Source organism: Neobacillus drentensis (assembly GCF_036962765.1).
GTDB lineage: Bacteria > Bacillota > Bacilli > Bacillales > Cytobacillaceae > Neobacillus > Neobacillus drentensis_C.
This window is the reverse complement of record NZ_JBALOS010000217.1, coordinates 1-20,892: the sequence shown is the minus strand read 5'-3', so window position 1 is coordinate 20,892 and position 20,892 is coordinate 1. Positions and strand designations below refer to the sequence as shown.

General features: G+C 38.5%; 17 protein-coding genes and 1 pseudogene. 1 reads left to right on the top strand and 17 read right to left on the bottom strand.

Annotation, left to right across the window (positions count from 1 at the left end; all coding sequences use genetic code 11):
- Window positions 1-398 precede the first annotated feature (398 nt).
- The 17 genes and pseudogenes from V7137_RS23605 to V7137_RS23525 form a co-directional block, all read right to left on the bottom strand.
- Window positions 399-1,175: an IclR family transcriptional regulator gene (locus V7137_RS23605; protein ID WP_335700333.1), complete on the bottom strand. Its 777-nt coding sequence runs from the start codon at window positions 1,173-1,175 to the stop codon at window positions 399-401.
- 70 nt (window positions 1,176-1,245) lie between these two features.
- Window positions 1,246-2,025, bottom strand: coding sequence for a fumarylacetoacetate hydrolase family protein (locus V7137_RS23600; protein WP_335700332.1), 780 nt, complete (start codon window positions 2,023-2,025; stop codon window positions 1,246-1,248).
- A 191-nt stretch (window positions 2,026-2,216) separates the two neighbouring features.
- A complete protein-coding gene (locus V7137_RS23595; RefSeq protein WP_335700331.1) occupies window positions 2,217-4,397 on the bottom strand; it encodes a malate synthase G in 2,181 nt (726 codons plus the stop codon).
- 128 nt (window positions 4,398-4,525) lie between these two features.
- Window positions 4,526-5,998 carry an FAD-linked oxidase C-terminal domain-containing protein gene (locus V7137_RS23590; RefSeq protein ID WP_335700330.1) on the bottom strand — a complete coding sequence of 491 codons (1,473 nt, stop codon included), beginning with the start codon at window positions 5,996-5,998 and terminating at the stop codon, window positions 4,526-4,528.
- Window positions 5,998-7,351, bottom strand: a pseudogene (locus V7137_RS23585) ((Fe-S)-binding protein). Before V7137_RS23585 ends, V7137_RS23590 begins: the two are co-directional and overlap by 1 nt.
- Before the next feature lie 2 nt (window positions 7,352-7,353).
- Complete coding sequence (locus V7137_RS23580) at window positions 7,354-8,673, bottom strand: FAD-binding oxidoreductase (protein WP_335700329.1); 1,320 nt, start codon at window positions 8,671-8,673, stop codon at window positions 7,354-7,356.
- A 213-nt stretch (window positions 8,674-8,886) separates the two neighbouring features.
- Window positions 8,887-10,038 carry an acyl-CoA dehydrogenase family protein gene (locus tag V7137_RS23575; RefSeq protein WP_335700328.1) on the bottom strand — a complete coding sequence of 384 codons (1,152 nt, stop codon included), beginning with the start codon at window positions 10,036-10,038 and terminating at the stop codon, window positions 8,887-8,889.
- A gap of 13 nt (window positions 10,039-10,051) precedes the next feature.
- Complete coding sequence (locus V7137_RS23570; RefSeq protein WP_335700327.1) at window positions 10,052-10,528, bottom strand: MaoC/PaaZ C-terminal domain-containing protein; 477 nt, start codon at window positions 10,526-10,528, stop codon at window positions 10,052-10,054.
- 64 nt (window positions 10,529-10,592) lie between these two features.
- A complete protein-coding gene (locus V7137_RS23565; protein ID WP_335700326.1) occupies window positions 10,593-11,336 on the bottom strand; it encodes an SDR family NAD(P)-dependent oxidoreductase in 744 nt (247 codons plus the stop codon).
- Window positions 11,337-11,490: 154 nt separating this feature from the next.
- Entirely contained in the window at window positions 11,491-12,633 is a 1,143-nt protein-coding gene (locus V7137_RS23560) for an acyl-CoA dehydrogenase (RefSeq protein ID WP_335700325.1), read from the bottom strand.
- 167 nt (window positions 12,634-12,800) lie between these two features.
- Window positions 12,801-13,076, bottom strand: a complete 276-nt coding sequence (locus V7137_RS23555) for a hypothetical protein (protein ID WP_335700324.1) — start codon at window positions 13,074-13,076, stop codon at window positions 12,801-12,803.
- Window positions 13,077-13,115: 39 nt separating this feature from the next.
- Complete coding sequence (locus V7137_RS23550; protein WP_335700323.1) at window positions 13,116-13,304, bottom strand: aspartyl-phosphate phosphatase Spo0E family protein; 189 nt, start codon at window positions 13,302-13,304, stop codon at window positions 13,116-13,118.
- 262 nt (window positions 13,305-13,566) lie between these two features.
- Complete coding sequence (locus tag V7137_RS23545) at window positions 13,567-14,538, bottom strand: electron transfer flavoprotein subunit alpha/FixB family protein (RefSeq protein WP_335700322.1); 972 nt, start codon at window positions 14,536-14,538, stop codon at window positions 13,567-13,569.
- Window positions 14,539-14,559: 21 nt separating this feature from the next.
- The gene (locus V7137_RS23540; RefSeq protein WP_335700321.1) at window positions 14,560-15,324 is read right to left on the bottom strand and encodes an electron transfer flavoprotein subunit beta/FixA family protein; all 765 of its coding nucleotides are present in this window, start codon (window positions 15,322-15,324) and stop codon (window positions 14,560-14,562) included.
- Between the two features lie 392 nt (window positions 15,325-15,716).
- Window positions 15,717-17,348 carry a long-chain-fatty-acid--CoA ligase gene (locus V7137_RS23535; protein ID WP_335700320.1) on the bottom strand — a complete coding sequence of 544 codons (1,632 nt, stop codon included), beginning with the start codon at window positions 17,346-17,348 and terminating at the stop codon, window positions 15,717-15,719.
- A 331-nt stretch (window positions 17,349-17,679) separates the two neighbouring features.
- Window positions 17,680-18,660: an MBL fold metallo-hydrolase gene (locus V7137_RS23530; protein WP_420490170.1), complete on the bottom strand. Its 981-nt coding sequence runs from the start codon at window positions 18,658-18,660 to the stop codon at window positions 17,680-17,682.
- A gap of 321 nt (window positions 18,661-18,981) precedes the next feature.
- Window positions 18,982-19,734, bottom strand: coding sequence for an SDR family NAD(P)-dependent oxidoreductase (locus tag V7137_RS23525; protein ID WP_335700318.1), 753 nt, complete (start codon window positions 19,732-19,734; stop codon window positions 18,982-18,984).
- A gap of 254 nt (window positions 19,735-19,988) precedes the next feature.
- On the opposite strand from V7137_RS23525, the gene V7137_RS23520 reads away from it, so the two are divergent.
- The coding region (locus V7137_RS23520) for a LysR family transcriptional regulator (protein ID WP_335700317.1) at window positions 19,989-20,892 on the top strand (904 nt) is incomplete at its 3' end.

Here is a 20,892-nt window from a genome sequence, read left to right as displayed (position 1 = left end):
AAATATTTAATTCGATAAAACATTTTTGTAACCACTTACATTTAATCACTAGCAATAACCATTTAATCTAATTTTAAAAAAATTGCAGCTTTGCTGGAAATAGATCCTTTCTTTGCTCAGAAAATACCCGCAAATCAGTAAAATTCCCTTATTCCCTGCTTGTTTGTTTTTTACTCAATTTCCGGAATTGCATGAATCTTTACATTTGTATGATAATTAATTTTCATGATTATATAAAGTTAAGAAATTAAAAGGTACGTTAAGTAAATTTTAATGCTAGAAATCAAAAAGGACTTTTGTAAATCAATGAAATCCAGTGCGTTTAAGTCAATCAACTAAAAAAACATTTGACCACATTATCTTTAGTAAAAAATAAAATGGTCAAATGTTAATTCTCTTTAACTGCTTCTAAGTTCATAACCAAGACGAGCTGAAATTTGTTTTCCAGTATGCAGCATTAGGGATTGAAGATGTGTCAGCCGTTCCTCCGTCATTCGCAGTGTCGGCCCTGAAACACTTACTGCTGCCACTACTTTACCCAAATGATCAAAGATAGGAACGGCAATACACGTAATACCATATTCATTTTCTTCTAAATCAAGTGCGTACCCCATCTGTTTCACTTTAGCCAATTCCTCGATAAAATCGTCTTTTGTCGTGATCGTCTTATCTGTTTGCATAGCCAATCCTTTACGTTCAAGAATATCCAATACAATACTGGTGGGAAGGTAGGCGAGGATTGCTTTTCCAACTGAAGTGCAGTGCACGGATGCTCTTTTACCCACTTTCGAATGCATCCTTAGTGTTTCATTTCCCTCCAATTTTTCAATATAGACCACTTCACCCTGATCATAAACAACAAGATGAATAACCTCATTCGTTTCTTTTTCCAACTGCAGCAGAAAAGGTTTTGCCTCAACTCTTAGATCAATGGATTCAAGCAGTTTTGAACTTATTTCTAATAATTTGTAACCAAGCTTATAGCGCGCGGTATCTTCATCTTGCTCAATATATCCATATTTCACAAGTGTTGACAAGATCCGATAAACAGAGCTTTTATTGATATCTATTTGATTGGCAATCTCTGTAACACCTAAGCCGCCCTTTTTTAAACTTACCAGAGTAATAATATCCAATGCGCGGCTTACAGATTTCACCATATTTTCTCTTTCCATACTCAATCACCTCGAAATGGCTGACCATAATAGCTTTTATTATAGATCATTTACCGGGCATTATAGGATATTAATAAGGTTTGGCATGTCTTTTTGCAGGAACAAATATATTGCGAAGAGTCCCAATCTCTTTTATTTTGCATTCAATCACATCACCAGCACCTACAAACTCTGCTCCAACCGGACTACCCGTCAGGATTACATCTCCCGGCTTAAGAGTCATCACATTTGTCAAAAAAGCTAACATTCTGCGGATCGGTATAATCATTAATTCGGTTGAACTATTTTGTTTTTCAACTTCATTTAGTTTAGCTTCAACCTTCACGGAAAATGGATCAAGCTCTGTTTCAATAACCGGTCCAAGCGGTGTGAAGGTGTCAAAGGATTTACCGATTGTCCAGTGGCCGTCCTTATGAAAAAATTGAGGAGCAGTTACGTCGTTTCCAACTGTGTACCCAAACACGTAATCCAACATTTCAGATTCAGAAACATTTTTAGCTTCTTTTCCAATGATAATGGCTAATTCTGCTTCAAACTTTACCTGCTCGATTCCATCTGGGATCATTATTTCTTCTTCGGGCCCAATAACTGAAGAGGTTGGTTTAAAGAAGAAAACCGGAATCTTTGGAAGCTCAGTGGGCCTTTCATCAATTTTTGAGACATAGTTAGCTCCAATTCCAATGATTTGGTTTGGCTTTAATGGAGCAAGCAGGGTCACATCAGCAATGGAGAAAGTATTGCCTGAATACTCCCATTCTCCAAAAATATCTCCCTTAATTTCCTTGATAGTATCTTCTGTTATGACACCTAAGTGGGTGGAAGCATCATGAGTAAATCTAGTAAATTTCATTGTTTTACCTCCTATCAAATGATGATTTTTGTTTCATTTTCCTGAGGGCAACAACCGTTTCGAAAGTGGCTCCCCATCAGCTTTCAAAATTGTTTTTACTAAACTTGTATTAATAGACTCAATAAAATAATTAGGTATGACCTAGGCATTCTATTGATTAGAATGCCCCCTGATCATCTCAACTCCAAATATTATTGTTTAACCGTAAACTTTGCTTTCGCTTCAATCCGTCTACGATGGAGAATCGGCTCTGTGTAGCCATTAGGCTGATCAAAGCCTTTGAAAATTAAATCGCAAGCAGCTTGGAATGCTACCGAGTCGTCGAAGTTCGGAGCCATGAAACGATAATCAGAATCTCCAGCATTTTGCTGATCAACTACCTTGGCCATGCGCTTCAATGTCTCCAGTACCTGATCATTTGTGCAAATCCCATGGTGAAGCCAATTTGCCAAATGCTGGCTGGAAATTCGTAATGTTGCACGGTCTTCCATGAGACCCACATTATTTATATCCAATACTTTCGAGCAGCCAACCCCCTGATCCACCCAGCGAACCACATATCCGAGGAGAGTTTGACAATTGTTATCAAGCTCTTCCTGGATTTCCTCACGGTTCCAGGATGGATTTTTAGCAACTGGAATCTCTAAAATGTCTTTAAGTAGGTCAGCAGTCTGGTTAAGCTTTTCATTCTGTACTATTCGTACATCAACTTCGTGATAGTGTATGGCATGTAAGGTAGCTGCAGTTGGCGATGGTACCCACGCTGTAGTGGCTCCGGTTTTTACATGACCGATTTTTTGCTTTAGCATCTCATCCATCAAATCCGGCATTGCCCACATTCCTTTGCCGATCTGCGCGCGGCCCTTAAAGCCAGTAGCAAGTCCTGCAATGACGTTTGATTGTTCATATCCATGCAGCCATTTTGAAGATTTCATATCATTTTTACGAATCATTGGACCAGCTTCCATTGAAGAATGAATTTCATCCCCTGTTCGGTCGAGGAACCCAGTATTAATGAAAACTACCCGGTCTTTAACTTGTTTAATACATGCCTTCAAGTTCAAAGTAGTTCTGCGTTCCTCATCCATGACCCCGATTTTAAGAGTATTCGACTCAAGTCCAAGCAAATCTTCAACCCGGCCAAAAAGCTGATTCGCGAAAGCGGCCTCTTCTGACCCATGCATTTTTGGTTTTACAATATATACAGAGCCCTTCGTCGTGTTTTGATATGGGCCATTTCCAAGCAGTGTATGTTTAGCAGCAAGGGTCGTGATGACTGCATCCAAAATCCCTTCCTGTATTTCATTTCCGTTTTGATCCAGAATCGCACTATTTGTCATCAAATGTCCTACATTTCGCACAAATAGAAGTGAACGGCCTTTCAAAGTAATTTCTTTTCCAGTAGGAGATAAATAGGTGCGATCAGGATTGAGAGAGCGTATCATCATTTTATCGCTCTTTGTGAAAGTTGATGCTAAGTCTCCTTTCATTAAACCTAACCAGTTTCGATACACAAGCACCTTGTCTTCTGCATCTACCGCCGCAACAGAGTCTTCGCAGTCCATAATAGTTGTAACAGCTGATTCAAGCAGAACGTCTTTAACGCCAGCCTTATCCGTTCTACCAATCAGATCGTCACGGTCGATTTGTAGTTCAATATGGAGTCCGTTATTTTTTAGCAATATAGCGTTTGGGTCTTCGGGATTTCCATGATAGCCGACAAACTTTTCTTCATCCTTCAAACCTGTCGAAGACCCGTTACTTAGAGTCACTACAAGTTTGCCCTCGGCAATCATATATCGAACTGCTTCCTTGTGAGATTCATCCTTTAATGGTGCTGCTTGATCAAGAAAATTCCTGACAAATGCGATTACCCTTGTGCCCCGGACAGGGTTGTAATCACCAGCACGATGAGCACCATCAATTTCACTGATTGCATCAGTACCGTATAACGCATCATACAGGCTTCCCCAACGGGCGTTAGCTGCGTTAATCGCATATCGTGCATTATTTACCGGTACAACTAATTGCGGACCGGCCTGTATGCTGATTTCATCATCCACCCCAGCTGTAGCAATCTCAAAATTTTCTACTTCCCCTTCTAAATATCCAATCTCTGTTAAAAAGGACTTATACGTATCAATGTCAAAGTTTTCATTGTGTTCACGGTACCATTTGTTAAGTTTGATTTGAAGCTCATCGCGAACAGCTAATAGCTCTTTGTTTTTAGGTGTTAAATCGTGGATTAACGCTTCGAAACCAGACCAAAACTTCTCATTCTCCAAGCCGCTCCCAGGAAGTGCTTCAGAATTAATAAATTCATATAGTTCCTGGGCCACTTGAAGTTTGCCTTTTTTTACATATTTTTCCATAGTACGATTCCTCCTATTATTTCATCGAAATTATCGGTAAGAATAAATGCGTGCGAAAATGTAATGTTTGTTATTACAAAACACCGTTTCCTATTCACTCAAAAAAATGATGGGATTATTATTTATTATCAAGATAATACTGAATGTTCCGTCTCTTTTTCTTTTATGTTCCTCTTGATTTCCACGCAACGTCCAGGCATTGGGAATAGTTTGCCTGCATTTAATAGATTATGAGGATTAAAAACTTCACGAATATCTGTTTGTGCCATAATTTCATCATCGGTAAATACGAATCGCATTTCTTCCTTTTTTTCAATACCGACACCATGTTCACCGGTGATGGTCCCCCCCACATCAGCACAAACTTGCAGACAAGCACTTCCAGCTTCTAAAGCCTTTTCACTTTGTCCAGGAATTCTAGCATCAAAAAGAACTAATGGGTGAAGGTTTCCATCTCCTGCATGAAAGATATTCGCGATCCGGAGTCCAGATTCTTTACTAATTTTATTAATTTTGCTGAGTACTTCTGGCAGCCTGCTACGTGGAATAACGCCATCCTGTACTAAATAATCAGGAGAAATCGCCCCCATTGCCCCGAATCCCGTTTTACGGTTCGCCCACCATCTGCCTCGCTCAGCGTCACTTTGGGCGGCTCTGACCTCACGCACGTTTCTGTATTTGCAGACTTCCAAGATCTGATTTATTTGTTCATCTAATCCTGCTGCAATCCCATCTACTTCAATTAGCAGTAATGCTTCAATATCTCTTGGGTGGCCTACTGGGAATGCGGCCGCTTCTACTCCCTCTATCGCTGTTTTATCCATCATTTCCAGTGCTGCAGGCACAATTCCAGCTGAAATGATATCAGAAACGGCTTGACTGCCATCTTCCACTTTTTCGAAATAAGCCAACACCGTTTGTTTTGCTTCTGGGTTCTTCAGAATTCGGACCGTTATTTTGGTCACAATTCCCAGTGTCCCTTCAGAACCTGTTAACAGACCAAGCAAATCATATCCCGGTGCATCAGGAATGCCATTATTTCCAATTTCAACGATTTCACCATTAGGTAAAACAACCTCGAGGCCAAGGATATGGTTCGTTGTCACACCATACTTAAGGCAGTGAGCTCCTCCAGCATTTTCGGCGACATTTCCACCGATGGTACAACAGTACTGGCTTGAAGGGTCCGGAGCATAATAATAGCCTTTATCAGCAATTGAGTTCGTCAGCTTCAGATTGACAAAACCAGGTTCTACAACCGCACGTCTATTCTCGAGATCAACACTTAACAATTTCTTCATTCTAACTAAGCTGATAACAACCTCTTCATTTATAGGAATAGCCCCTCCACTCAGCCCCGTCCCAGCACCACGGGCGAGAAAAGGCAATTGATTATCAGCACAATATTTAACTAGCGCTGCCACTTCCTTTGCGTTTTTCGGGAATACAACAGTTTTTGGCAAATGCTTATGTAATGTGAAGCCATCACAATCATAAGCGATTAAGTCTTCCTTATGATAAACGATGGAACGGGCATCCCCTACAATGTTTGCAAGATTAATAATATGCCGATCCTTTGTTTTGATTCCTTTGACCGCCATTATTGCCCCTCCTTACCGTCCTCTTTTTGATAAGCCCAATCCAGGAGTTGAATGGTATGCACTATTTTTTGGTTTCTTCCATACTTTTGAACGCCCATAGCCCATCTGGAGTATACACCCAGGGTTACCCATCGAGATCATTTCAACATCCTCAGGGACATTTTCCATTTTGCTATCGAGTATAGCTGAGGCCATTTCCGGATTTGTTATATTGTAAATTCCTGCACTTCCACAGCATCTGTCCGAATTTGGCATATGAACCATTTCTACTCCTGGAATATTAAGCAAGATATCGCGAGGTTCCTGCCGCACACCCTGACCGTGTGCCAGATGGCATGCATCATGATAGGTAATACGTGTGTTTAATTCAGCTTTTGGTTTTTCGTAGCCTGTGTCATGGAGGTATTTCGAAATGTCTTCGACCTTTGCCGCGAACTTTTCTGCTTTTTCATGCCACTCCGGATCTTCACGGAACAATTCCGGATATTCTTTTAGTGCACACCCACATCCAGCTGCATTGACAATAACCTTTTCGGCATCTTTAAATGCTTCAATATTTTGCTTTGCCAGTTTTCTGCCTGTTTCACGGTCACCTGCATGTACATGCAGTGCTCCGCAGCAGGTTTGGTTTTTAGGAATAATTACGTCATTTCCATTTCGAGTTAACACATTTATCGTAGCTTCATTAATATCACTGAACATAACATCCATAACACAACCTGTTAAAAATGAAACCTCATTACATGAATTACCTTTGGCTTTAATAATGTTTTGAGTTTTGTACTTTTTACGAACCGGTTCGTTTACTTCTGGCATAATCGCTTCCATATCTACTAAATGCTGAGGCATGATATTGATTAGCTTAGTTTTTCGGACAACCTTCTGTATGCCGCTCTTTTGATAGAATCTTAGCATGCTTCCTAGTGAATTCAGCCGGTTTTGATGCGGGAACAATCCTTTCAGGAAAACCTTGCTTACCATTCCTTTCAGTCCTGTAAGCGGTATAGCCTGACGAATCTGGCCACGCGCTTCCTCGATTAGTCCGCCAACGTCAACATCTGCCGGACAAGCGGTTGTACAGGCACGACAGTCAAGGCAAGCGAAAACAGGATCCATAAATTGCTCGTTGACAGTGATTTTACCCTCTGCCACTGATTTTATTAAATGAACCCTTCCGCGGGGGGAATGCTGTTCTTGGCCTGTCAGCTCATACGTCGGGCATGATTCCAGGCACATGCCGCAGTGAACACAATCTGCCCATTTGTTTTCATCCGGGTGATCTTTCAAGAGAAAATTACTTATACCAGGAGTACACGCCGCCTCTTGCTTTAAATCGGCTTCCTTTATCCCCATCATTAAATTCCCCCTATAAATCTTTTAGGATTTAGGACTCTATTTGGGTCCACCTTTTTTTTAATTCCTTCTAAAAGGAAGAAATACGATGGCTTTTCACCCCAAACGTCTACTTCCTGTCGTAAAGCAAAAGGCAAATGGTTTACTACAGAGTATCCCCCTAGCCCCTGGACTGTTTCTCTACATTGTTGAATGGCTGAAACGATATCCTCTTTTGCTCCCTTCAGGTTTAGCTGACACAAACCATGTCCTAATCCACCGTGGGCTTCTACCACTAAATTATGAAGGTCACCAAGGAGATGGATATCTTTTATTACATGCGTTACATCAAGGTTTACCACGCCAATTTTTAAAGAAGCCGAAGTTACATCGCTTCCATCTTCCAAGGAATTCAAGCTATTGGAATAAAATTGGTTCCAAAACGTTTGCGTTTCTTGTGGGGCGAGGATTCTCATTTCTGCCAGTTCTGGCAGAATACTTTTTATAAAATTCTCTTGATACCGTACAGAGGTTTCAACATCCTCGAGTCCGATTGCTAAAGTGAAGAAGCTTTGACCGGTCAATTTTTCTGAAAGTGTTGGACTTAGCAATTCAAGAGTGACTGGTTCCATCATGGAATCCAAAAGATTGGTGGAAAACGCCCGAATTTTCTCAATATTTCCTTGCGGGAACTTTAGTAATAATAGACTTTCATACTTAGGCAGTGGACGAAGCTTTAAAGTTACTTCAGATATAATTCCCAAAGTACCCATTGAACCTATAAATAACTTGTTCATATCATAGCCCGCTACATTTTTTACAACTCTTCCTCCGGACCGAATGATTTTGCCATCGGGGTACACTATTCTTAGCCCAATGACTGTATCTCTGGAAGATCCATAGCCCAGCCGCTTAGGACCGCTATCATTGGATGCGATGACGCCTCCAATCGTAGCTGATTCAGGCAGGTAAGGGTCGAGTGAAATCTTTTGTTTAAACTCTGCAAGATATTCCTGTAATTCTTTAAAGGTTGTTCCCGCTTTTACAGTTAACGTCATGTCGCCCACAACATGTTCCACAATGCCCTTAAAGTTAGTAAGAGAGAGTAATATATCAACTGATTCGGTTAAGACGCCATACCCTCTTTTCGTTCCGTTTCCTTCAACTATTACACTTTTTCCTTTTTCGTTGGCATACTTAAGAATGGCTACTATTTCTTCCTCCGATTGCGGATAAACCTTCACTCTGCTTGTGTTACCCAGCGGATGATTTTGCTCACCTTCTTTGATTCGCTCTACAGGTACAATTGCCTTTAATTCTGTTAATAGTTCTGCAGTAATCAAACCCAACACCCCTTAAATGTTGCGCAATAAGAAATAGCGTTTCAACTTTCATACAAAAAAAATCACATTGGTCGAATTTTCAGTTCAGATGACTCCTTAATGACATAACTCTATTAAATCGATCTTTTTTTCAACAAAATTTAAGTGCACCCTCATATTTGTTTCTCTCTCTGAGATTTTGCTAACTAATTTGACTTATAGAATAAACTACGTTCATGAAAAAGCTGATATACCTAAAATTTCTCTACCTATGATTAATTTTTGCATTTCATTTGTTCCTTCTGCGATCGTAAAATATCGAATATCGCGGTAATAGCGTTCAACAGGGAATTCTTTCGTGTATCCATACCCACCGTGTATTTGTAAAGCTTCTTCAGCTACTTTTAATACCTGATCAGTGGAGAAGTATTTGGCCATTGAGCATTCCACTTTGCAGGATTTCCCTTGATCCAACAAATGGCTGGCTTGAAGACCAAGTAAACGCATAGCGCTTGTCAGTGTAACCATTTCACTGATTTTTGCTTGGATTAGTTGAAAACCTCCAATTGGTTTTCCAAATTGGACCCGTTCCTTCGCATACTTTACCGAAGCATCCACACATGCTTGGGCAATTCCAGTAGAAATGAACGCAACCATTGCTCTTGCGCTATTCAAGAATTTAAGACCCTGCCTTAATCCATCTCCTACTTTTCCAAGCAAGTTTTCTGCCGGAATCTCGCAATCTTCAAAAATTAACTCTGCAAATGGACAGCTGGTAGTTCCCATTTTTTCAATCGGTTTCGTCTCATAATGAGATACTCCTTTTTCAACTATAAAAGCAGCAATTCCATTATTTCCTTTGGATTTATCCGTTTGCGCGATAACGATTCCGATTTCTCCTTCTACCCCGTTCGTGATAAACATTTTCGATCCATTGATTACCCACTTATCTCCTCTTAACTCTGCCCGGGTTTGAATGCTGGATGTATCGGATCCAACATTCGGTTCAGTCAGGGCAAAGAAACCAAACTTTTCCCCTTTTAGTAAAGGTTCCAAGAATTTTTTTCGCTGGTTTTCAGTTCCATATTCATAGATATGTGTCAGTACCGAATTCGTAAGTCCAACAGTAGCACGTAAGGATGGCCAAACTCTGGATAATTCTTCACTCATGGTAAAATAGGTGGTGTAATCTAGCCCAAAACCTCCAGCGTCTTCTGGAAGAAGTCCTCCTAAATAGCCAAAAGGCACTAATTGTTGAACAATTTCCTTCGAAACAGCTTTTCCTGATTTCTCATAGCTATCAACCATAGGTAAGATTTCCTTATCTAAAAATCTTCTAACGGTATCCTTTATCATTATTTGCTCATCAGATAATACTAAAGACATTTCATTTCCTCCTTTATAGTTTGTGTTTCGGATTATTTCTTAAAATCAACATGGGTGTGGTCCCTTCTTGAATAACCTTTCCCCTTTGGTTGATCACTTTCCGTTTAAAATAAACAATTCCTCTATCAGTCTTACTTGTTTCTTCTTTTCCTACAATTTCAATTTCAAGATGTATGGTATCTCCGAATTTAAGAGGACCTAGAAATCTCCAGGAATTAATCCCCAAAAGGGTTATTAAGGACTCCGCCATACGCCTATTCAGGTCCGTCCTTGTGAATAACCCAGAGGATACCGTCAATCCAAGGAGACCATGTGCAATGCGTTCTCCAAAAATGGAATCCTTAGCATACTCACTATCAACATGAAGGGCATTGTAGTCACCAGATAAGCCAGCAAAATTTACAACATCTGTTTCCGTGATTGTTCTAGCAGGAGATAAAAAGCTTTCTCCAACTTCAAAGTCCTCAAAATATAAGGTCTCCTTTGACATCGTTATCCTCCTCATTAGCTGTTTCATATATTCCGCTTATTAAGATTCTTCCATTAACACTTGATCAACCAAATCTCCCACCGGAGACGTGTAATATATCTCCCGAGATATATGCTGCATCATCAGATGCAAAAAACAAAACGGCATTCGCTACATCTTCAGGTAATCCAATTCGTTGAATTGGTGTATCTTTCTTTTGCAGCTCTTTAATTTTTTCATATTTGGGATGGCTTTTTAGCGCATCAGTTTCAATCAGTCCGGGTGCTACTGCATTGACATTAACATTGTTTTTACCTAATTCTTTTGCCAGTGATCGTGTAAGACCAACAATTCCTGCCTTGGCAGAAGAGTAGTTTGCTTGACCTGGATTTCCTAGATAGGCTCTTGAAGAAATATTAATAATTTTTCCGTAATTTTGTTCAACCATATAAGAAGAAGCATATTTAGAACATAGAAATGCACCTTTGAGGCAAACATCGATCACTTTATCCCAATCGTCTTCTTCCATGTCTTTAATGCGCGAATCTTTCAGAACACCTGCATTATTAACAAGAATGTCAATTTTCCCATATGCCTCTATGGTCTTTTCAACAATATTTCTTGCATCCTCTGCTTTTGATACATCCCCTGCCACAGCGATTGCCTTTCCACCGCCATGGAGGATTTCCATAGTAGTCTCTTCACATGTTTCCTTGTTCAAATCAGTTACGGTAACCAATGCACCTTCCTGAACCAATTTTTGAATAATTGACTTACCAATCCCTTTTCCTGAACCAGTTACAATGGCTACTTTACCTTGAAATCTCATATTTCTCCTCCATAACTTTGACCTATGATTAAGATTATTCCTTGAGGTCGTTTGATTAATTTTTTTCAATGGTCTAATTTCTTTCAAATAATCCAAGAGTCATAGATTACTGTCCAATTTCTCTTCAAATGCTTAACTAATAGTTGTATATACTCTAATCTTTAATTAGATTTCCACCAATAACTAGTCGCTGAATCTCATTCGTCCCTTCATAAATCTGAGTGATCTTAGCATCTCTCATATAGCGTTCAACGGGATATTCTTTTGTGTAACCATATCCACCAAATACTTGCACGGCCTCAATAGTTACTTCCATAGCGGTATCTCCGGCAAACAGTTTGGACATGGCAGACTGATGCCCATAAGATATACCTTGATCCTCACGCCAAGCAGCTTGGTACGTCAGTAAACGTGACGCTTCGATTTTTGTAGCCATATCGGCTAACTTGAATTGAATAGCTTGAAGATTGCTAATCGGTTTGCCAAATTGAACGCGTTCCTTTGCATAAGCGACAGCTTTATCAAATGCACCTTGAGCGATTCCTAACGCTTGGGAAGCGATACCGTTCCGACCACCGTCAAGGGTCATCATCGCAATCTTAAAGCCTTCTCCCACTTCACCCAAAAGATTGTCCTTTGGAACACGACAGTCCTCCATTATTACTTCCGTAGTGGAGGAAGAACGAATGCCCAGCTTTTTCTCTTTTTTTCCTATCGAGAAACCAGGGAAGCTCTTTTCCACAATAAACGCCGCAATGCCTTTATGCTTTAGATCCGAGTTGGTCTGTGCGAATACGATGTAGGTGTCGGCATAGCCTCCGTTCGTGATAAAAATCTTTGAACCGTTCAACACCCATTCATCACCTTCTAAAACCGCCTTTGTTTTCATCCCACTTGAATCTGACCCGGAACCAGGTTCTGTCAAGCAATATGCCCCCATGCTTCTGCCCTCTGCCATGGCCCTTAAATATTTTTGCTTTTGTTGTTCTGTTCCAAACTTGTACACTGGCCAGCCGGCTAAGGATGTATGTGCGGAAAGGGTGACTCCAACGGAAGCATCAACCCTAGACAGTTCTTCTACTGCGATTACATAGCTCAAGTAATCAGCACCTGCACCACCGTACTCTTCCGGCCAAGGAATACCGCATAAGCCAAGGTCCGCCATCTTGTTCCAAATCTCCATGTCAAAGCTTTCTTCATCATCACGCTGTGCAGCAGTAGGCTCACATTCGTTTAGTGCAAAATCACGCACCATTTTTTGCATCATTTTATGTTCTTCAGACAATAGAAAGTTCATTTTTGCTGCTCCTCATGAATAAATTTTTTCAAAAAAATAAGAATATAAAAAATTAACCTGTAAAACTTGAAGATCTGTTTGAACTAGTAAAAAATCAGTAAATAGTGTTCATTCAGTAACCGATCACACGTCTCTCATAAATTTCTTAGAGGTATTTACAACTAATGCTAAAATGAAATGCATTGTCTAATAACAGGGATTGGTGCAGCACTTCGGTTACCTGTTGAAGTCATTATATATTCGAACCTGATTTCCCCATCCACCTCTATTTTCTCCCCTTCTCTGTAATCAGAAGCGCTCTCACTTATGATTGGAAGGAGTTTGATCATGGTCCCGTTGACTATTATTGATTCATCAGCTTCAATAAATGAAATATTTATATTTTTCTGTAAATTATAATCAAAATAGGATCTTATCTTATAAATTTCTCCTCTTACCTTCATCGCTCTTCACTCCTAAAAACTAGATTAAGAAAAGACCTTCTACCAATTTCGCTCCCATTGTTTTAATCTAGGATATTTTATTTGCATGATTTCATTGAGCAATGAATCTAATTTTTGGCTAATTTCAATGGTTTTTTGATTAGTTAATCCGTATTTTTTTCCTGAATTTTCTAATTCAAGTATTAAAAGATTGTATTCACATTCATAATAATATTCTCTCGGCCCCATGATGCGCCTCCTGCTTAATTTCCTTACTATCTCATTGATCCAAGACAGTAATATGCCAAAATTGCTTTGCCTAATTGGGTAAATACTAAATTTTCAACTTCCGATCCATTAATTATTAAGGGATGTCACTTCTTAATAGAAAGAAAAAATCCAAACGCTAATAGAATCAATTAAACTCTTAGTTGTTGGGACATTATTGTGAGATAAATTGATTTAAAATTTTATTAAGTAAATATGGTATCACTCTATTAGTTTGTTTTGTTTATGCATTTTCTAGTACTTTTCTGAATTCCTCCGTAAGTAACGGTACTACTTCAAACAAGTCTCCCACAATTCCGTAATCTGCCACCTGAAAAATAGGAGCTTCTGAATCTTTATTTATCGCCACAACAATTTTAGCATTTGACATTCCTGCTAAATGTTGAATTGCACCTGAAATCCCACAAGCAATATACAAATCGGGGGTAACAACTTTCCCAGTCTGTCCAATTTGCAAAGAGTAATCGCAATATTCAGCATCACATGCCCCTCGTGATGCACCTACAGCACCATCAAGTATATCTGAGAGTTCTTGGAGTGGTTTAAAACCCTCTGCCGATTTAACACCACGGCCACCCGAGATGACCACTTTCGCTTCTGATAGGTCTACATTGCCTGTCGTTTTACTCACTACCTCTTTGACAATCGTCCGCAAGTCCTTGATTTCAACATTAAAATGCACAATTTCAATTGTTCCGTTGATTTCTTCCACCGGGATATTATTCGGCCTTACTGTTGCAAATGGGATGCCGGAAATGACTTTCTTTTTCTCAAATGCTTTTCCGGAGTAAATAGGACGAGTAAAGATTACATCACCATTTTCAACCTGAACATCGATTACATCGGATACCAGACCAAGTCCATACCGCGCTGCAATACGCGGGGCAAGATCCTTCCCGATAGCGGTGTGCGGCATTAGAATAGCATCTGGCTCTTCAGCATCAATTAACTGTCGCAATGCTTGTGAATAAGCATCGGTTGTAAATATATTTAATTCTTTGTTGCCAATAATATATATTTTTCTTGCGCCATATTTTCCCAAGATATTTGCATAATGAGTCGCCTCATTGCCAATAGCAACAGCAATAATTTCCCCACCTTCTGCAATGCGGTGAGCAGCAGTCAATGCTTCGAGTGACACACTTCGTAAGTGTCCAGCTTTAGCTTCTGTAAATACAAGTACTTTTCTCATCATCATTCGTCCTCCAAAAATTGGTTAAAGTACCTTCGCTTCACTACGGAGAAGATTAGCTAGTTCCCTTACTTGATCCATTAATTCTCCATTCAAGATACGGCCAGCATTTTTTTTTGGTGGAAAATACGTTTCCGTCACAGTCGTTTTTGCTTCTATATCATCTTCAATATCCAAATCCTCAATCTCTAATCGTTCTATTGGTTTTTTCTTCGCTTTCATGATACCGGGTAATGAAGGATAACGTGGTTCATTTAACCCTTGTTGCGCCGTTACGAGTACAGGGAGTGAAACTTCCACTAGCTCTTTATCCCCTTCCACATCCCGCTCAATTATGGCTGTAACTCCATTAATCTCCATATAAGTAATGGTTGTTATTTGTGGAATATCAAGTTCTTCAGCAAGGCGAGGTCCTACTTGTCCAGAACCATAATCAACACCCAAATTACCGCTTAATATAAGATCAAATTCCAGATCTTTAATTACGGCGGCCAGAACTTTGGCAATGCTGTACTCATCCAATACCTGGTCTTCATTGTCTACAATGATTGCTTTATCTGCCCCCATTGCAAGGGCTGTTCGGAGAGCATTTTCAGCACGTTCTGGTGCGATTGTGATAACCGTTACTTCACCACCATGTAAATCACGTAATTTTATAGCTTCTTCAATCGCAAATTCATCGTAAGGATTGATAATGAAATTGACGCCATCTTCGCAAATGTTGCCGTTTTGAAGAATTATTTTCTCTTCTGTATCAAACGTTTGTTTAATTAATACTATAATGTTCATTTTCTCTGATTCCTTTCTCAACAAACTTTTTTACAGCCAATTAATATATGAAAATTAGCTTGACTAAGAAATGTGAGATTCGCCAAGTATCGAAATAGTATGAATCTTTATATTTATATTAATTTTATAGAGTAATTTTTAAAAGTTCAGAAATTAAAAGGTGCGTTAAGTAAATATTAATTGTTAGACATGGGAGGAATATCATAAGAGAAAAAAAAAATGAAAGGAGCAACGAAAAAAACCTCGTTACTCCTTTCATTTATCTTTCCTTATTCGAAATTTTTACATGATAATTTAGTTACTTCTTTTACATCGCGATCATGCTCAAATCTTCCAACTGAAATTAAACAGAATCCAATTTTTCGAAATACCTGTTCAAATACAACTTATCCTTACTGATTAATCTGCGTTTCATCTTCATCCTTTAATTGCCGGCGCAGTATTTTTCCAACGGCTGTTTTCGGCAGAGACTCTCTGAAGTCAATGATGCGAGGAACTTTATATCTCGTTAATCGTTCTCTGCACCAGTTCTGGATTCCTTCTTCTGTTAACGTAGCTCCTTTTTTAAGAACGATGGCTGCTTTAATCGTTTCCCCGCGATACGAGTCTGGAATACCGTATACACCCGCTTCTAATACTGCCGGATGCTGATAGATTACTTCCTCCACTTCTGCAGGATAAACATTAAAGCCTCCCGTGATGATCATCTCTTTCTTTCTCCCTACAATATAGAAATAGCCATCACTGTCCATTTTTCCGATATCACCCGTATGCAGCCAGCCATCACGAATGGTATTTTCCGTTTCTTCTGGATTTTTCCAGTATCCCTTCGTAACGATTGGTCCCTTAACCAGGATCTCACCGGGCTCATCAATGGGCATTTCCATCGTTCCTGTTGCGATATCCACAATTTTCACTTCTAAATTTGCCATTGGAATACCCGTACTTCCTACTTTTCTTATTCCTGTTATTGGGTTTCGTGTTACCCCGGCTGTCGCTTCCGATAATCCCCATGTTTCCACCATCGGGGCTCCCGTGATTTCTTCAAACTTTTTAATCACTTCAATTGGTAATGGGGCTGAACCACAAATACAATATTGAAAACAGGTTAAGTCATCCTTCTTTAAGTCGGGGTGATTTAATAACGCTATATACATCGTAGGGGAACCGTAGAAAATGGTCGGTCTCTTTTTACGAATCATTTCTAAAATGTAATTCATATCAAATTTATCAATGAGATATAAACGTGCACCAATAAAAATAGCTTCCAGTAAACTGTACAACCCCATGGTATGATAGAGTGGAGCAAAACCAAGGTTGCAATGTTCCCCTTTCTCAAACACCCTATAAAGACCTGAACCATACCCTATATATTGCATGGAGACCATGTTGGAGTGTGAAATCATAACTCCCTTTGGCCGGCCTGTTGTACCACTTGTAAACGCTAAAAATGCAATGTCTTCCGGTTCAACGTCTCTATATATAAGTTCGGTGGTCTCAGTAGCGATCCAATGATGTAAATTATCTTCTTCTTTTATTTCCTGATCTGCCGTAATAAAGATAATTTCATCCGACAACCCGATTTTCTCAAGCTTCTCCTTTTGATCTCGGAAGGCCACTATACCTTTTGACTCTGAATTTCGTAAGATATGATCCAATTCTGCCGGCTGATATTGAGGATTGACCTGAACAACGACACCGCCTAAGCGTTGAATGGAAAAGAAAGCGATAACATATTCAAGACAATTCGGCAACATGATCGAGATGCGATCCCCCTTGCGAAATCCCCGCTTATAGAGAGCTGTAGCAACACGTTCGCAAATATTTTTCAACTCGGCAAAGGTTTGTTCTCGCTCTCCATCAACGACAGAAATTTTATTTGGATACTTGTATGCTGACTTTTCCAGGATGTCGAAAATAGTGATAGAAGGTACTTCAATATGATGCGGATCTCCTTCTGGATAAGATGCAAGCCATGGTTTACTTAAATAAATGGACCCTTTATTCTGAATTTCGTTACTCATAAATACACCTCAATATCAATTAATTTTAATGTTTATCCATATGGGTTCACGCGTTCTGCGTTTTGTAAGCGCTATCATATTTTCGCCAAGTACTATTCCTTTTTCCCCAGAACTTCTCCCCTCATTTTTTATTGAAAAGATTGTTAAACAAGATTCTGAATTGTGCGAATCTTCATATTTAAATGATATTTATTTTTTTTAATTTAATAAAGTTCAAAAAACAAAAGGTACATTAAGGAAATTTTAAGACTACTTATTTTTATATAAAGCTAGATGAATAAAAGCTAATAACGGTATCCATTATTAGCTTTAGTCTTGCAAAATATAGACCTCAGATTTGTGTATAGTGCCATACTCCATCTATTAATACTTTCTTAATTTTGTTGGACACTTCCAAATAGTCCACATGACCAATTATTTCGGACATAACTAATTCAAACTCTCTTTGATACTTATCCTTATAATAAGTTCGTGCAAGTTGGTCAGCTGATGAAATTCCACTTACGATTAAGTTCAAAATTTGATCTGATTTGTGATAGATTTTCTTTAGTCTCGTTGTAATTAAGTCTTTAGGATTGGAGATAAGTTGTCCGTGTCCTGAGAATACTTTCTCTATATCGAGATTCAGACATTTTTCAAGTGATTCGATATATTCAACTAAGGTTAATATCCGTGTTCCTTCTTTATCAGGCTCAACCAGTGCATTACTAGACATATGGCAAATAAGATTATCCCCTCCAAAGAGCCATTTTTCCTTTTGATTATAAAAAACCAAGTGATCAGGTGAATGTCCTGGTGTTTCGAAAACTTGTAATCCTGATATGGTATCTGTTTCATTAATCGGAATAATGTCGGAATGAATGGTATAATTTTCTCTTGCCTTTAACTCTTTTTTTATTCTTTCAATATTGTGTATTCCAGTATCACCACATCCCATTTCATGATAAAGTTGTTTATAGAACTCTATCCATAATGAAAGAAATTCTTTTTCCCTTTTCAACCATGGAATGGATTTAGAATGTGCATAGACAGGGATTTCCCTTATTGAAAGAATCCGATTTATTAATCCAATATGATCTTCGTGCGAATGGGTGAGAATGATTTGAGTTATATCATTTAGAGAAAATCCATTCTCAGATAAAGTGTTGTTCAATTGTTCCCAACACTCATTTGAATCCAGACCTGAATCAATTAACGAAAGGGAATTGCCATCCTCCCATAAATAAAAATTAAAACTCTTTACACTGTACTTTGTAGGGACTGTAATCGGATAAACTGAAAATCCCTTGTTCAAACTAATCAATGGACTCACTTCCCTTGATGAAATAGGATAATGGGGCTTAGAAAAAATAATATGGATTTATATCGCATTACTAACATTAATTTTGACTCTAATTAGTAGGAATCTTTATAATAATGATAATTTTATGATTTATTTTAATAAAGCTTAGAAAACAAAAGGTGTGTTAAGAAAATATTAATGGCAGAGATAATTTGAGAAAATCCTAAAGAAATAGTAAAAACAATTCTAAGGCAATATATAAGCTCTAGTTTCCATCTACTTTCCACTTTGAATCAAAAAACAAATGAGGCATCCACTTAATAGTGGATGCCTTTATTTGTTTTTTTCGTCCTATTTAAAAGATGCATATCCATCGTCAACCAAAATCGTGCTTCCGTTAATCGCTAGTGCTTCTTCTGACGCCAAAAATGCTACAACATTTGCGATGTGTGATGGCGGAGTGAATGCTTTCGTCATTTGTTTATGTGTGAATTCCTCCTCACGACCTATTGCTCTGACAGGGTCGTAAATTGGCGTGTCAACTACACCAGGAGCGACACCGACTACACGAATACCATATGGTGCAAATTCTAACGCAGCAGTTTGCGTCATTAATCTTACTGCACCCTTTGATGCATTGTAACTAAAGGTATAGGCATTCGCTAAAAATCCAAATACGGAGGATGAATTAATAATCGTCCCCTGAATCCCTAACTCACGCATTTTCCTGCCTGCAAGTGTAATTCCATAATAAACTCCATCTTGATTCACTTTGATAATCTTTTCATACGTTTCTGGATTTAGCTCAAGTAAAGGTTTACCAAATGCAATCCCAGCGTTATTAAAGATGGTATCAATACGGCCAAAGGTTTCAACTGTAAAATTAATCATACCTTCGACTTGTTGGAAGTCGGTTACATCTACTTTTTTATATACAGCATCTCCGCCTATTTCTATGAGCATTTCAACCGTTTCATTTCCTGCAGATTCATTAAAATCTGCTACAACAACTTTGGCACCCTCTTCGACAAATTTTAGACATGTTGCCCGGCCAATTCCACTTCCTCCACCCGTAATTACTGCCACTTTATCCTTTAATCTCATTTTGACCACTCCTTAAACCAAATTTTCATTAGAAATATATTCTTATAAGACATGTAGTCTGAAGGAAAATTCATAAAATTCAAATTGATATCCACCTTTACATATATAATAATTTTATAATATACTTTTTTAAAGTTAAGATATTAAAAGTTACCTTAAGTAATTATTATGTTTGGAATTAATCAGCCCTGTTCCTAACAGAATGGTATACAATTCAAATTCAGAATAAAGAACAGAGTATTAGGGGTGAATCTTTGCGTATCGAGCAATTCTTTTACATAACGGAAATAGCAAAAACTGGCTCAATTGCAACTGCGGCTGAACGACTTTATGTATCTTCACCAGGTATAAGTCTTGCAATCAGCAGTTTAGAGGAAGAACTCGGAATAAAGATATTTGAACGCTCTAGAACTGGATTAGAACCAACCGAAACTGGAAAAAAATTAATAATAAAAGCACAGGAGATATTAAATTGTATAGAGGAATTTAAACAGGAGGCAAAAGGTGATTCTACGGATATCGAAGGACAGTTATCCATTTCAGCAGATCCAGCCATTTGCAGGAGTATCATCCCTAAAACATCGGCTGAACTTAATGCAAAATTCCCAGGAATTACTCTTCAAATTAAAGAATCAACATCTCCTCAAGTTCGAAAAGACGTTTTGAATGGTGATGCGGATATAGGACTAGTCTTTAATCTTTCCTTTTTTCATGAAGAAAATCAACTGCTTACATCAACACAGATTATTGATAGCTCAATGATGCTGTGTTTTAGAAATGATTCTGAATTGGCTAGTAAAGACATTCTTACCTTGGAGGATATACATAAATATCCTATTGTTGCCAACTACTTAAGTGATAATGACAGAAAAAACTTTCTCACTCAAGTGTTTGGAGAATATAGCAATCTTAACATTCTGGTTCATTCCCAAAATTCTGAAACTAAAAAATATTTTATTTCACAGGGATTGGCAATCGGATTTGAACCGGTCATAGTTATTAAATCTGATCCGTTTTATCAAAGAGAAGATATTATCGTTAAACCTGTAAAAGGAATTGATTTGAAACTTTCCTATTATTCTATTCGATTAAAAAGCAAATTTCTTTCTGCTGCAGGTAAGGAATTTTTAAAAGAACTTCAAGTTCAAGCTAATAAAA